The 13080-nt window shown below is 59.6% G+C and carries 14 protein-coding genes; 7 read left to right on the top strand and 7 right to left on the bottom strand.

Annotation, left to right across the window (positions count from 1 at the left end):
• Nucleotides 1-4 precede the first annotated feature (4 nt).
• Both gorA and galU read right to left on the bottom strand, forming a co-directional pair.
• On the bottom strand, nucleotides 5-1360 hold the full coding sequence (gene gorA, locus ACIQAL_RS05560; protein WP_401143356.1) for a glutathione-disulfide reductase: 1356 nt from the start codon (nucleotides 1358-1360) through the stop codon (nucleotides 5-7).
• 109 nt (nucleotides 1361-1469) lie between these two features.
• The gene (gene galU / locus ACIQAL_RS05555; protein ID WP_401143353.1) at nucleotides 1470-2339 is read right to left on the bottom strand and encodes a UTP--glucose-1-phosphate uridylyltransferase GalU; all 870 of its coding nucleotides are present in this window, start codon (nucleotides 2337-2339) and stop codon (nucleotides 1470-1472) included.
• 363 nt (nucleotides 2340-2702) lie between these two features.
• On the opposite strand from galU, the gene ACIQAL_RS05550 reads away from it, so the two are divergent.
• The gene (locus tag ACIQAL_RS05550; RefSeq protein ID WP_401143351.1) at nucleotides 2703-2888 is read left to right on the top strand and encodes a hypothetical protein; all 186 of its coding nucleotides are present in this window, start codon (nucleotides 2703-2705) and stop codon (nucleotides 2886-2888) included.
• Nucleotides 2889-3049: 161 nt separating this feature from the next.
• Nucleotides 3050-3331, top strand: coding sequence for a hypothetical protein (locus ACIQAL_RS05545; protein ID WP_401143349.1), 282 nt, complete (start codon nucleotides 3050-3052; stop codon nucleotides 3329-3331).
• 36 nt (nucleotides 3332-3367) lie between these two features.
• On the opposite strand, the gene ACIQAL_RS05540 is transcribed toward ACIQAL_RS05545, so the two are convergent.
• A complete protein-coding gene (locus ACIQAL_RS05540; RefSeq protein WP_401143346.1) occupies nucleotides 3368-3724 on the bottom strand; it encodes a hypothetical protein in 357 nt (118 codons plus the stop codon).
• Between the two features lie 169 nt (nucleotides 3725-3893).
• Here ACIQAL_RS05540 and ACIQAL_RS05535 point away from each other — a divergent pair, with 169 nt between their 5' ends.
• From ACIQAL_RS05535 to alkB, 3 genes are all read left to right on the top strand, one after another.
• Entirely contained in the window at nucleotides 3894-4199 is a 306-nt protein-coding gene (locus ACIQAL_RS05535; RefSeq protein ID WP_166597721.1) for a DUF1883 domain-containing protein, read from the top strand.
• A gap of 81 nt (nucleotides 4200-4280) precedes the next feature.
• Nucleotides 4281-4460: a hypothetical protein gene (locus tag ACIQAL_RS05530; RefSeq protein WP_166597720.1), complete on the top strand. Its 180-nt coding sequence runs from the start codon at nucleotides 4281-4283 to the stop codon at nucleotides 4458-4460.
• Nucleotides 4461-4476: 16 nt separating this feature from the next.
• Nucleotides 4477-5154 (top strand): DNA oxidative demethylase AlkB, encoded by a 678-nt coding sequence (alkB, locus tag ACIQAL_RS05525; protein WP_401143747.1) that lies wholly within the window; start codon nucleotides 4477-4479, stop codon nucleotides 5152-5154.
• Nucleotides 5155-5245: 91 nt separating this feature from the next.
• Here the strand turns inward: alkB and ACIQAL_RS05520 are convergent, their stop codons facing one another.
• From ACIQAL_RS05520 to gnd, 4 genes are all read right to left on the bottom strand, one after another.
• Nucleotides 5246-7066 (bottom strand): glycoside hydrolase family 15 protein, encoded by a 1821-nt coding sequence (locus ACIQAL_RS05520; RefSeq protein ID WP_401143342.1) that lies wholly within the window; start codon nucleotides 7064-7066, stop codon nucleotides 5246-5248.
• Nucleotides 7067-7155: 89 nt separating this feature from the next.
• The gene (locus ACIQAL_RS05515) at nucleotides 7156-7974 is read right to left on the bottom strand and encodes an HAD family hydrolase (protein ID WP_401143339.1); all 819 of its coding nucleotides are present in this window, start codon (nucleotides 7972-7974) and stop codon (nucleotides 7156-7158) included.
• On the bottom strand, nucleotides 7971-9494 hold the full coding sequence (zwf, locus tag ACIQAL_RS05510; RefSeq protein WP_401143337.1) for a glucose-6-phosphate dehydrogenase: 1524 nt from the start codon (nucleotides 9492-9494) through the stop codon (nucleotides 7971-7973). The genes ACIQAL_RS05515 and zwf overlap by 4 nt, the downstream gene beginning before the upstream one ends.
• Nucleotides 9494-10471 carry a phosphogluconate dehydrogenase (NAD(+)-dependent, decarboxylating) gene (gene gnd / locus ACIQAL_RS05505; protein WP_401143335.1) on the bottom strand — a complete coding sequence of 326 codons (978 nt, stop codon included), beginning with the start codon at nucleotides 10469-10471 and terminating at the stop codon, nucleotides 9494-9496. The genes zwf and gnd overlap by 1 nt, the downstream gene beginning before the upstream one ends.
• Before the next feature lie 314 nt (nucleotides 10472-10785).
• Here gnd and ACIQAL_RS05500 point away from each other — a divergent pair, with 314 nt between their 5' ends.
• The gene (locus ACIQAL_RS05500) at nucleotides 10786-10956 is read left to right on the top strand and encodes a DUF6026 family protein (RefSeq protein ID WP_401143333.1); all 171 of its coding nucleotides are present in this window, start codon (nucleotides 10786-10788) and stop codon (nucleotides 10954-10956) included.
• A 343-nt stretch (nucleotides 10957-11299) separates the two neighbouring features.
• Complete coding sequence (locus ACIQAL_RS05495; protein WP_401143330.1) at nucleotides 11300-13045, top strand: phosphoethanolamine transferase CptA; 1746 nt, start codon at nucleotides 11300-11302, stop codon at nucleotides 13043-13045.
• The last annotated feature ends 35 nt before the right edge of the window (nucleotides 13046-13080 follow it).

Raw genomic sequence — 13080 nt, 5'->3', positions numbered from 1 at the left:
AACACTAACGGGTAACGGTGCGCATAGTGACGAACTCTTCGGCGGCCGTCGGGTGCACACCGATGGTGTCGTCGAAAATCTGCTTGGTGGCGCCAGCCTTGATAGCGATGGCCATGCTCTGAATGATCTCGCCAGCATCCGGCCCGACCATGTGGCAGCCCAGCACGCGGTCCGTCTTGGCATCGACCACCAGCTTCATCAGCGTGCGCTCCTGATTGTCGGTGAGGGTCAGCTTCATCGGACGGAAACGGCTCTCGAAGATCTGCACATCGTAGCCACCTTTTTTCGCTTCTTCCTCGGTCAGCCCGACTGTGCCGATATTGGGCAAGCTGAAGACGGCCGTGGGTATGTGACGGTAATCGACCGGACGGTATTGCTCCGGCTTGAACAACCGCCGAGCCACCGCCATGCCTTCAGCCAGGGCCACCGGCGTCAGCTGTACGCGGCCAATGATGTCACCGATGGCGATGATCGACGGCTCGCTGGTCTGGTAGTTGTCATCAACATTGATGAAGCCTTTGTCGTCGAGCTCGACGTTGACCGTCTCCATGCCCAGATTGTCGAGCATCGGGCGCCGGCCGGTGGCGTAGAACACGCAATCGGTGTTGAACGTGCTGCCATCGTTGAGGGTCAGGTCCAGCGTGCCGTCGGCGAGCTTCTCGATCTTTTCGATCTGCGAATTGAAGCGCAGCGCCATGCCGTGCTTGGTCAGCTCCTCGCGCAGATGCTCGCGCACGCCGCCGTCAAAGCCGCGCAGGAACAGCTCGCCGCGGTACATCAGCGTGACGTCGCTGCCCATGCCATTGAAGATGGAACCGAACTCGACGGCGATGTAGCCGCCACCGACCACCACCACCCGCTTGGGCAGCGTGTCGAGGAAGAACGCTTCGTTGGAGGTGATGGCGTGCTCACGGCCCGGAATGTCCGGAATCTGCGGCCAGCCACCGGTCGCGATCATGATGTGTTCGGCGGTGTGCACCTGGCCGTTGATTTCCACCTCATGGGGCCCGCGCAATTTCGCGTGGCCTTCCATCAGCGTCACGCCGCTGTTGTTCAGCAGGTTGCGATAGATACCGTTGAGGCGGCTGATTTCCTGATTTTTGTTGGCGATCAGGCTGGCCCAGTCGAATTCAGGCTCGCCAAGCGTCCAGCCAAAGGCTTTTGCGTTTTCGAAATCTTCGGAAAAATGCGCGCCGTACACCAACAGCTTCTTGGGCACGCAGCCGACGTTGACACATGTGCCACCCAGATAGCGGCTCTCGGCGACCGCAACACGGACCCCGAAACCTGCTGAAAAACGCGCGGCGCGCACACCACCGGAACCGGCACCGATGACGAAAAGGTCGAAGTCGTAGCTCATTAATTTCTCCTTGGCAGGAGGGCTAGCATAACCACTTCGACGCGCTCGGCAAGGGTTGGCGCGCAGAAACGACAAAGCCACCCGAAGGTGGCTTTGTGCTGCGATACAGTTACTTGGCCTTGGTCGGCACAACCACTGGATCCAGGGACGTGCCCGTCTTGTAGAAGTGCTCGAAGCAGAAGTTGGTGGCTTCGACGTAGCCTTCTGCACCACCACAGTCGAAACGACGACCTTTGAACTTGTAGGCCAGCACATTACCTTCGGCAGCCTGCTTCATCAGCGCGTCGGTAATCTGGATTTCGCCGCCTTTGCCTGGCTCGGTCTGTTCGATTTTTTCGAAGATGTCCGGGGTCAGAATGTAACGACCGATGATCGCCAGGTTAGAAGGCGCGTCTTCCGGTTTTGGCTTCTCGACCATGTCGGTAACGCGGAACAGGCCCGGCTTGATTTCTTCACCGGCGATCACGCCGTACTTGTTGGTTTCGTTCGGATCGACTTCCTGAATCGCCACGATCGAGCACTTGTACTGCTGGTGCAGCTTGACCATCTGCGCCAGCACACCGTCGCCTTCCAGGTTCACGCACAGGTCGTCCGCGAGTACCACAGCGAACGCCTCGTTACCGATCAGCGGACGCCCGCTCAGGATCGCATGGCCCAGGCCCTTCATTTCGGTTTGACGGGTGTAGGAGAAACTGCACTCATCGATCAACTGACGAATACCAACCAGGTATTTCTCTTTGTCGGTGCCTTTGATCTGGTGTTCCAGCTCGTAGCTGATGTCGAAGTGGTCTTCCAGCGCGCGCTTGCCGCGACCGGTCACGATGGAGATTTCGTTCAAACCCGCAGCCAGTGCTTCTTCCACGCCATATTGGATCAGCGGCTTGTTGACAACGGCCAGCATCTCTTTGGGCATGGCTTTGGTCGCTGGCAAGAAGCGAGTGCCGTAACCGGCTGCAGGGAACAAGCATTTCTTGATCATATAAGTCCTTGATGGGGCTGGGGGTGTTGCGGCGCAGTCTAATCAGGAGGCGATCACCTTACAATGCCCCTGCCACTGGCCGATTCGATGTCTTGGTAGAGGAACAGCCGCTGAGATAGTTCCGTTCAGTTTTCGATATTGCGACCACCGAACGTCCAGAGACCTGTCGCGGACGTCGCGCAAACGATCAACCGCGAGGCGCTCCGCTCTCCCTCTGTCATGTCATCCGTACGCGGGCATCCGGTCCCGCGAAACGACCGTTAAATGACAGGCTCAAGCGTAGCCGCGATCATTCGTTTGCGTAGGAAAATAATGCCATTACGCCGTATCATGGGCGCCTGAATCACTTGTCGAGATGGATCGATGTCGGAAGTCAAAAGCGGAAACGGTTACCAGATCAAGAAACTGCAGGATGGCCAATGGTGGCTGGTAGGTCACGATGAGGAAGCCGTGGCAGGGCCTTTCACCAGCGAAAGCAGCGCCATCGAAGTCGCATCGGTCTTTCAGGACACCCCGGCACCCCGTCGTCGCGCCGACAAGAAGTCCTGACTTCGTGGCCAGGTTCAGGCCTTCGCAATGAGGCCTGAATCTTTACTGAACCGCTCAGGCTCCGAGAAAAAAAGGTTCAGTGATGCCGGAACGATGGCACAGCAGCCCAGTCTCAGAAAGGCTGATTATTCAACCCCGGCCCTCATCGTGAAGCATTCGAAATGACCAAGATCCTGTTCGTCCTCGTCGTACTGGGCCTGACTGGCTGCGCGACCGCGCAAAGCACTTATCTAAAAAATGGCAAGCAGGCCCTGAGCATCGATTGCTCGGGCGAGGCCATGTCGTGGGCGGCCTGCTATGAAAAGGCCGACGCCTCCTGCGCAGGCACCGGCTATAACATCGTCAGCACCAACGGCACACCGCAACCCAAGGAAGCCGACAAGACCCTGGGTGTCGACGTCGGCAACTATAAGACTCGCACTGTGCTGGTGATGTGTAAATAAACGCGCCCTGCCTTTCCCCTGTCACTCGCCTGCTTCTTACTCACCCGAGATACAGGCCGTGACGGCGTGCTGAATGTCCTTGGGCCGCAAAGGGTTGTTGCCACCGCTCTCGAATAGCTTGATGGAGCTGCCGCCTGAGCGTTTCTCGATGACGACAATGGCGGTCGGCGTCCCGCTGGAAAATTTCTGTGGCACGATCACACGCAAGCCTTCCTTGTGAGGTTCAATCTGGGGCGGCATGCGACTGTCATTGATTCTGGCGACGAAGCACTCGGCGTACTCCTGCGGGTTTTTCCCTGACATCACGCTCATGGTCGCGGGCGAGTGTTCGATGTCAGCGACACTGGCGCAGCCTGTCATCGCCAACGCCAGCATTACAACAGCCAGTTTCATACAATCCCTCCAGTAAAGGTGCTACGACACGTCGACGCTCGATTAAATCCCGACGCTCGCGCTTTTTTCGTCACGCACCCAGCAATAAAAATCCGCACGGCCATCAACCCAGGGGTCGTCCGTGCTATCGTTTCGGGTTTTCGAGAATGCCCTGTCTCCGGAGACATCCATGAAATTCGTACACCAGCGCGAGCACCTCAACGAAGACGACATGGTCGTCATCGAGTGCTCCCAGCTCTGCAACATCCGTCTGATGAGCGATGCGAATTTCCGCAGCTTCAAAAACGGCGGCCGCCACACTTACCACGGCGGCGCATTCGACCGCTTCCCGGCCAAGATCACTGTGCCCAGCACCGGTTTCTGGAACATCACCATCGACACCGCTGGACGCAAGATGGACAGCCACGGCGGTCGCAAGACCACGTTCACCCATTCGATCAAGATCGTGCGACGCACTTCCTCGCGCTTGAGCTGATCACTTCATCACAGGCTGCGTGAACGTTTCGTGGTTTCGTCCAACCGCCTGTGACCTTTGCCGATTTCAAGGAATTCTATCGTGAGTACGTCCGCGCCCGTCGTGAAATATGCCATCAGTTACAAGCTCAACGGCGAACGCCGCTTCGAGTTCGCCCTGCTGCAATCCCCGTCCGCTGAAGAAGCGCTGGCCGCGTTGCAGAAAATGCACAGTGGCAGCGATGATGTGATCAGCGACGTGAAAGTCAGCAAGGCGCTGTGACCGGAAGACCGTGATGATGCACCGCAAGGGCACTACCCCCGCAACGCTGGACCTGTTCGCGGAGGACACACCACAACCGCAGGCCAACGAACAGATCGGCCCTCGTTCGTGGGTCCTTCGCGGGTTCGCCCTGCCCTGGGTGGACCGGCTGCTGCCGGCGCTCGACAGCGTGCTGACCCAGGCGCCGTTTCGCCAGATGGTCACCCCCGGTGGACACGTGATGTCGGCGGCGTTGAGCAGTTGCGGGCGTTACGGCTGGATCACCGATCACCAGGGCTACGCCTATTCCCCCATCGACCCGCAAACCGGCGAACCCTGGCCTGCCTTGCCCGAGGTTTTTCTGAAACTGGCGCAACAAGCGTCGGACGAAGCGGGTTTTCAGGATTTCGTACCTGACACCTGCCTGATCAACCGCTATATCCCCGGCGCGAAAATGTCGCTGCATCAGGACAAGAACGAACGGGGGTATGAATGGCCGGTGGTCTCAGTTTCGCTGGGCATCCCGGCGATGTTTCTGTTTGGTGGACACGCGCGCAGCGACGCCACGCAGCGGGTGCCGCTGTTTCATGGGGATGTGGTGGCCTGGGGCGGCGAAGACCGCTTGCGTTTTCATGGGGTGATGCCGATCAAACAGGCTGAACACCCGCAGTTGGGCGAGCAGCGGATTAATTTCACGTTTCGCAAGGCGCGCTGACGACAGACACGAGGACGCCAACCTTGCCCGAGACGTTCGAGGCAGTTCACTTTGAGGGAGACATCCGGCGCCATTCTGCAATGCCTCCCGCTTAATCAACCAGCACATCCGGTTCCGACGCCGCGCGGGTTTTGACCGGACACACGACCCGGTGCAGGTTCAGCGCGGTGTTGATGATGCCAATGTGACTGAACGCCTGCGGAAAATTGCCCAGCATGCGTCCGGACCGTGTGTCGTATTGCTCCGCCAACAGACCCACGTCATTGCACAGCCCACACAACCGATCAAACAGGTCGCTGGCCTCCTGATCGCGCCCCTGCAGCACGTACACATCGGCCAGCCAGAACGAGCAGACCAGAAACGTCCCTTCACTCCCTGAAACCCCGTCGGTGCTGCGCTCGCTGTCGTAGCGCAGCAGCAAGCCGTCCTGCATCAAGGCTTTTTCGATCTGCGCCACGGTGCCGGTCACCCGCGGGTCATCCACTGGCAGGAATCCCGTCAGCGCGATCTGCAACAGGCTGGCGTCCAGCTCCTTGCCGCCGTAGGTCTGCACGAAGCTCCCCAGATCAGCGTCATAACCGTGGGCGCAGACGTCTGCGTGAATTTCATCGGCGATTTCCCGGTAGTGGCGCCCGCGCTCGCGGTCTTCCGGGTGGTCGCTCTTGGCCAACACCCCCGCATTGCGGTCAAAGGACACCCACGCCATGACTTTGGAGTGGGTGAAGTGCCGAGGCTCGGAGCGAATTTCCCAGATACCCGCATCAGGCAGATGCCAGACCTTTTCCAGAAACGGCATGATCACCTTCTGGATTTCCGTGCTGCGCGGCAGCCGAGGCAGGCCGCTTTTCAGGGCCTGGGTCATGGCGTCCGCGACTTCGCCGTAGACGTCCAGTTGCATCTGCGTCGCCGCCGCGTTGCCAATGCGCACGGGACGGGAGTTTTCATAGCCGCTCAGCCAGGGCAATTGATATTCCGGCAACCGCCGCTCGCCACCCAGGCCATACATGATCTGCACTTGCTCAGGATTGCCCGCCACCGAGCGCAGCAGCCAGTTGCGCCAGGCCGTGGCTTCTTCGTAATAGCCGAGGTTCATGAACGCCAGCAGGGTCATGGTGGCGTCACGCAGCCAGCAGAAGCGGTAATCCCAGTTTCGCTCGCCGCCCAGTTGCTCGGGCAGCGAGGTGGTGACGGCAGCGACGATGCCTCCCGTGGGCGCATAGGTCATCGCTTTGAGCGTGACCAGCGAGCGCTTCACCTGAGCGGTCCAGGGACCAACATCAGGGCAGCGGTCCGAAAACTCACGCCAGAAATTTTCGGTCTGTTCCAGCGCCTCCTCAATGTCGAACGCGTCCCGAACCGGCTCATGGGACGCCTGCCATGACAAGCCGAACCCCAGGCGCTGGCCAGCTTGCACAGTGAATTGGCTTTCCGTGTGATGGTCCAGCGGGTGCAACTCGGAGGGCGTGTGGAGCACCAGCATTTCCGGCCCCGCAACGGCGGTCAGCACATGGGGCTCGCGCTTTTCGACCCACGGCACGGTGCTGCCGTAGTCGAAGCGAATGGCCAGGTCCATGGCGAAATCGACGCGGCCTTCCAGACCGATCACCATGCGCACCACGCTGCTCTCTTCGGCCATCGGCATGAAGTCCACCAGTAGCGCTGAGCCGGTGTCAGTGGTGAAGGTGGTCTCAAGAATCAGTGTCCCCTCGCGGTAACGGCGTCGCGAGGTGGCATTGGGGTCAGTGGGGGCAATCTTCCAGCGACCGTTGTCGCTGTCGCCCAGCAGGGCGGAAAAGCAGGCGGGGGCGTCGAAGCGCGGGAAACACAGCCAGTCCAGCGACCCGTCGCGGGCCACCAGCGCTGCGGTGCGGCAGTTGCCGAGCAGCGCGTAATCTTCAATCAGTACAGCCATGGGGTACAGGTCCCTTCTGGTGTCTTTGAGGTAATGAACCCGCCTGGCGGACGATGAATCTGCCCGCCAAGGGGCCATGCAACGCCAAATCAGCGCGGCAGGATGTAACGTTCGATGGCCGTTGCCAGCCCGTCCTCCAGATTGCTGCCCGTCACATAATGAGCGTGGGTCTTGACCCCGGTTTCAGCCTGCCCCATCGCGATCGACAGTCCTGCGCGCAGGAACATCGCCACGTCGTTGCCAGCATCGCCAATGGCCGCCGTCTGGGCCAGCTCGACCCCCAGCGTTTGCGCGAGGGTTTCCAGCGCCGTGCCCTTGTTGGCGTCCAGCGCCGTGACATCCAGGTAGTAGGACTGCGAACGCGCCGCCCGTGCCGTCTGGGCGATCAGCGGATTGAGCTGGACTTCCAGCCGCTTGAGCAGCTCGAAATCCTTGCTGGCGGCGACTATCTTGTCGATCCGGTCGATGTAACCATCGAAGTGATCGACTTTCACGAAGTCGTAACCCAGTGTGTTGCGCTCGTGCTCGACGTAATCCCCTTGCGGGTCGACGAGCAGCCACTGATCGTCCGCGAACACCCACACTGACACCTTCTCTCCGGCGAACAGCTCAAGGCTGATGCGCGCGGCCTCAGGGTCGATGCGGTGGGCTTTTAGCAGACTGCCGTCCGGGTTGATGATGTTCGCCCCATTGAACGCCACTGTTGGCAGATCGATGCCGAGGGCCTCGATCTGCTGACGCATGGCACGGGGCGGACGGCTGCTGGCCACCGAGAAGCGAATCCCGGCGGCCTGCAATTGGCGAACGGCATCGATGTTGGCCTGACTCAGGCTGTGATCGGGCCGCAGCAGCGTGCCATCGATGTCCGACAGCATGAAACGGATGAGGGGGAGCGGGGCTTCACTCATCCGAGGCGTTGCCAGCTGTGACCGTCGCGAGCCAGCAGCTCATCGGCAGCCGCCGGGCCGTCTTCACCCGCCTGATACGTCTCGACGTGAGCATCTTTGGTCCACGCATCAATGAACGGCTGCACGGCCCGCCAGCCGTTTTCGATGTTGTCGGCGCGCTGGAACAAGGTCTGATCCCCGGTCAGGCAGTCGTAGATCAAGGTTTCATACCCGGTCGACGGCTGCATCTCGAAGAAATCCTTATAGGCAAACCCCAACTCGATGGTCTGCATGTCCAGCGTTGGCCCTGGCTTCTTGGCTTGCAGGTCGAACCACATGCCTTCGTCCGGCTGAATCTGGATTTTCAGGAAGTTCGGCTCAACCTTGTCCACGTCGGTGTCCCGGAACTGGGCGTACGGCGCGGGTTTGAAACAGATGGCGATCTCGGTGTCACGCACGCTCATGCGCTTGCCGGTACGCAGGTAAAACGGCACGCCGACCCAACGCCAGTTATCAACCATGACCTTGAGCGCGACGTAGGTTTCCGTGGTGCTGTCTTCGGCCACACGGTCTTCCTGGCGGTAACCGGGGACTTTCTTGTCGCCCACCGTGCCCTCGGTGTATTGACCGCGCACGGAGTTGGCCAACGCTTCCATTTCTGACCACGGCCGAATGGCGCCGATGACCTTGGCTTTTTCACCGCGGACCGCATCCGCGCCAAACGCCGCGGGCGGTTCCATGGCCACCATCGCCAGCAACTGGAACAGGTGATTGGGCACCATGTCGCGCAGCGCGCCGGTGGTTTCGTAGAAACCGCCACGGGTTTCGACGCCCACAGTCTCCGCCGCCGTGATCTGCACGTGATCGATGTAATGGTTATTCCAGAACGACTCGAACAGGCCGTTGGAGAAACGGCTGACCAGAATGTTCTGCACCGTTTCCTTGCCCAGATAGTGGTCGATCCGGTAGATCTGCTTCTCGCTCATCACCTTCAGCAAGCACGCATTCAGCGCCACCGCACTGGGCAGGTCGTGCCCGAATGGCTTCTCGATCACCACGCGACGGAAATGATCGTCGCCTTCCGTCATCAGTCCGGACGACCCCAGGCGCTTGGTCACTTCACTGAAGAAACGCGGCGCAGTGGCCAGATAGAACACAGCGTTTTGGGTGCCGGTGCTCTTGATCTTGTCGTCGATGGCCGCGTAGGTACCGTCGTCGAGAAAATCGCCAGTGATGTAGGTGATGCGCTTGGCCAGACTGCCCCACAACGCCGGGTCCAGAGGCTCTTTTCCGCCTTCGGCGACCTTGCTGGCGGCCTCCTGGCGAATGAAATCCTCTAGCTTCTTGGCGAAGTCGGCGTCACTGACGGTGTTGTGGTCAACGCCGACGATGTGCAGGTCCTCACCGACCAGTCCGTCACGGAACAGGTTGTAGAGGGCCGGCATCAACAGCCGTTTGACCAGGTCGCCGTGGGCGCCAAACAGGAACAGAGTGGTCGCCGGAGCGACCGCAGCCTTTTGCTTGCTTCGGGTTAAACCCATTATTTTGGTTCCTTATGACCACCAAAACCGAAACGCATGGCGGAGAGCATCTTGTCGCCGTACGTGCTTTGTTGACGGGAGCGGAAGCGGGCAAACAGAGAAGTGGACAGCACCGGGACCGGTACGGCCTGCTCCATCGCGGCTTCGATGGTCCAGCGGCCTTCACCGCTGTCGGCCACAGAGCCGGAATAGGCATTGAGCTGAGGATCGGTCGCCAGCGCGTCGGCGGTCAGGTCCAGCAGCCAGGAGGAGACGACACTGCCGCGACGCCAGACTTCGGCGATGTCGCCCATGTTCAGATCGAAGCGCTGATCTTCAGGCAGGTTTTCCGAGTTCTTGGTCTTGAGAATATCGAAGCCTTCGGCGAAGGCCTGCATCATCCCGTACTCGATGCCGTTGTGGATCATCTTGACGAAGTGACCGGCGCCCGGGGGGCCTGCGTGGATGTAGCCCTGCTCGGCGCGAGGGTCAGCGTCCTTGGCGCGGTCCTTGGTGCGGGGAATGCTGCCAATGCCAGGGGCGAGGGTCTTGAACAGCGGATCAAGGCGGTTCACCACCTCGGTTTCACCGCCGATCATCATGCAGTAGCCGCGCTCCAGGCCCCAGACACCGCCGGACGTGCCAACATCAACGTAGTGCAAGCCTTTTTCCTTCAACGCATGGGAGCGGCGCACGTCGTCTTTATAAAACGTGTTGCCGCCGTCGATGATCACGTCATCTTTATCGAGCAGGTCAGCCAGCACGTTGATGGTGTCTTCGGTCGGAGCGCCCGCTGGCAGCATCACCCAGACGGCTCGCGGTTTATCCAGCGCAGCGACCAGTGACTTGAGGTCTGTGGCCGGCGTCGAACCTTCGTTGGCGAGCACGGTGCGAGACTGCTCATCGCGATCGTAAACGACTGTCGTGTGGCCATTGAGCATCAGTCGACGTGCGATGTTGCCGCCCATGCGGCCTAGTCCAACAATCCCGAGTTGCATGTAGAGGTGCTCCTTAATTCGTAAACAGGGTGGCCCATTTTATAGCCCAGTGCCGCTTGTAGGGTTAGTCCGGGGAGGCAAACGAAGGTTTCCCGGTGAAAATAGTTTCATGTTGGTGCGTCAAGGACGGGCTTTTTACGCCGTTCGTCGCCAAGAGGAAACGACAGTGACAATTAAAAATAAAAAAGTTCCATTTTTCTTTAAAAGAAATCAGAATCCGCGCCGACAAAGGTAGGAAGCATGGACAAGTCGGGTAGCGATCGCGTCATTGCTTGAACCTTACGAAGTTGAATCCGCCATTTGCGAGGTGAGCAATGGGCACAGTACTACCGGCAAGCATTCCACAGACTCTGTACGTTACCGTTCGTCGCGATGAGCTGCGTCAGCTCCGCGAAGAACGTGACCAGCTGCAAAAGAAAGTCGCCCAGATGGCCCTGATGCTGCAACACGCTCAGCTCGCCAGCGGCACGGCCCTTCACGCCTGATCCCCCGCGCTTCACCCAATAAGGCAAGCCCGATTTGCTGGCTTGCCTTCACGCTTGATCCCTTCGCCTGACCCTTCCCCGCCTTACGTCTTCTCAGTCGACGAACTTTCCGTCATTTTTCCGACCCGACACATTCCGTAACGTTCCAACCCTGCTCAAAATCCCCGTCCTGACCGGGTTTACATGTCGTCTCCCGCTGTCTCACATTTTTTTCACCTCACCCACACCATACTCCCGCACCTCTGCGGAACGTACGCCGGTCGTTCATGGCCTGCGCGACGCCCCGCTGCAAAAACGAGGCGGCCCATCGCGCCGCTCGACAGATCCATAGCTGGAGCGCCTGATGGCAACGATGAAACGGAGCACCCCCACTCCGAAGGGTTTTGATTGGGCCGGCGTGGCCTGGCTTTTCCTGTTCTTCTGGTACTTTTCCGGAATCACCCAACTGCTGATCCAACTGACCGGCATCACTGGCTTCGCGGGGTTTCGCCAAGCGTTCCTGATGAGCGGTATCTGGCTGGCGCCGATGTTCCTGTTCCCTGGCAAGACCCGTGTCATGGCTGCCGTCATCGGTGTCGTGCTGTGGGCCTGCTCCATGGCGAGCCTGGGCTACTTCTTCATTTATCAGCAAGAATTCTCGCAAAGCGTCATTTTCATCATGTTCGAGTCGAACATCTCTGAGGCGGGCGAGTACATGACCCAGTACTTCGCCTGGTGGATCGTACTGGCGTTCATCGCCCACACCGCCTTTGCGATTTTCCTCTGGACCCGCCTGCGCCCGGTGTACATGCCCCGTGGCCGTGCCTGGGTCGTGGCCACTGCGCTGTTGGTGGCGATCATCGGCTACCCGCTCGCGAAACAGATGTCACGCTTCGACACGACGGCTGCCGGCCTTGAAGCCTTCGAATCACGCATCGAACCCGCCGTGCCCTGGCAGATGCTGGTGGCGTACCACCGCTACACCCAGCAACTGGACAGCATGCAGGACATGCTCACCACCAGCAGCAATATCCCGCCGCTGAAAAACCTCAAGGATCAACAGGCCGGCCTGCCGACCACGCTGGTGCTGGTCATTGGCGAATCGACCAACCGTGGCCGCATGCATCTGTATGGCTACCCACGGCAGACCACGCCGAACCTGGACGCCATGAAAAGTGAGCTGCAGGTCTTCGATAACGTCATCACCCCGCGCCCGTACACGATCGAAGCGTTGCAGCAAGTGCTGACCTTCGCCGACGAGGAAAACCCGGACCTCTACCTGAAGACCCCGTCCATCGTCAGTGTGATGAAGCAAGCGGGTTACAAAACCTTCTGGATCACCAACCAGCAGACGATGACCAAGCGCAACACCATGCTCACCACGTTCTCCGAGCAGGCGGACGAGCAGGTCTACCTGAACAACAACCGCAATCAGAACGCTCGCCAGTACGACGGCGACGTGCTGGAGCCGTTCGCCAAGGCCCTCACCGATGCCGCCCCGCGCAAGTTGATCGTTGTTCACTTGCTGGGCACGCACATGGCCTATCAGTACCGCTACCCGGAAACCTACGAGAAATTCACCGGTCGTGACGGCGTGCCTGCGGCCATCGATGACAGCAAGCTGGAGATGTACAACAGCTACGACAACGCGGTGCTGTACAACGATTTCGTGGTGTCGAGCCTGATCAAGACCTACAGCAAGGCGGACCCGAACGGCTTCCTGCTGTACCTGTCCGACCACGGCGAAGACGTTTACGACTCGCCAGGGCACAACACGCTGGGCCGCAACGAGGGCAAACCGACGATTCCAATGTACACGGTGCCGTTCATTGCCTATGCGTCGCCAAAATGGCGTGAAACCCACAACTGGAGCTTCGACAGCATCCACAGCCGTCCTTATTCCAGCTCGAACCTGATCCACACCTGGGCGCAACTGGCGGGCCTGAGCTTCGACGAGCTGGACTCGACGAAGAGCCTGGTCAGCCTGGACTTCAAGGCGCGCCCTCGACTGATTGGCGACCCTTATGCGCAGAAAGGCTTGAGTGACTTCGCCGGCATGGAAAAAGCCGCGACTCAAGAGGCGCCGATGCCGGAAGTGGCGAACAAGTAACCACCGTTCAGAAAAAAGGCCTGCGCAATGCAGGC

Source organism: Pseudomonas sp. NPDC088368, from assembly GCF_044753445.1.
Taxonomy (GTDB): Bacteria; Pseudomonadota; Gammaproteobacteria; order Pseudomonadales; family Pseudomonadaceae; genus Aquipseudomonas; species Aquipseudomonas bambusae.
Note: the sequence above shows the minus strand (reverse complement) of the source record. Positions and strands in the feature narration are given on the sequence as shown.

Bases quoted from the DNA above. Each gene is read 5' to 3' on its own strand.
- ACIQAL_RS05515 (WP_401143339.1), bottom strand. From the start codon at position 7,974: ATGAGTGAAGCCCCGCTCCCCCTCATCCGTTTCATGCTGTCGGACATC.
- gorA (WP_401143356.1), bottom strand. From the start codon at position 1,360: ATGAGCTACGACTTCGACCTTTTCGTCATCGGTGCCGGTTCCGGTGGT.
- zwf (WP_401143337.1), bottom strand. From the start codon at position 9,494: ATGGGTTTAACCCGAAGCAAGCAAAAGGCTGCGGTCGCTCCGGCGACC.
- gnd (WP_401143335.1), bottom strand. From the start codon at position 10,471: ATGCAACTCGGGATTGTTGGACTAGGCCGCATGGGCGGCAACATCGCA.
- ACIQAL_RS05535 (WP_166597721.1), top strand. From the start codon at position 3,894: ATGAAATTCGTACACCAGCGCGAGCACCTCAACGAAGACGACATGGTC.
- ACIQAL_RS05550 (WP_401143351.1), top strand. From the start codon at position 2,703: ATGTCGGAAGTCAAAAGCGGAAACGGTTACCAGATCAAGAAACTGCAG.
- ACIQAL_RS05500 (WP_401143333.1), top strand. From the start codon at position 10,786: ATGGGCACAGTACTACCGGCAAGCATTCCACAGACTCTGTACGTTACC.
- galU (WP_401143353.1), bottom strand. From the start codon at position 2,339: ATGATCAAGAAATGCTTGTTCCCTGCAGCCGGTTACGGCACTCGCTTC.
- ACIQAL_RS05545 (WP_401143349.1), top strand. From the start codon at position 3,050: ATGACCAAGATCCTGTTCGTCCTCGTCGTACTGGGCCTGACTGGCTGC.
- ACIQAL_RS05540 (WP_401143346.1), bottom strand. From the start codon at position 3,724: ATGAAACTGGCTGTTGTAATGCTGGCGTTGGCGATGACAGGCTGCGCC.
- ACIQAL_RS05520 (WP_401143342.1), bottom strand. From the start codon at position 7,066: ATGGCTGTACTGATTGAAGATTACGCGCTGCTCGGCAACTGCCGCACC.
- ACIQAL_RS05495 (WP_401143330.1), top strand. From the start codon at position 11,300: ATGGCAACGATGAAACGGAGCACCCCCACTCCGAAGGGTTTTGATTGG.
- alkB (WP_401143747.1), top strand. From the start codon at position 4,477: ATGCACCGCAAGGGCACTACCCCCGCAACGCTGGACCTGTTCGCGGAG.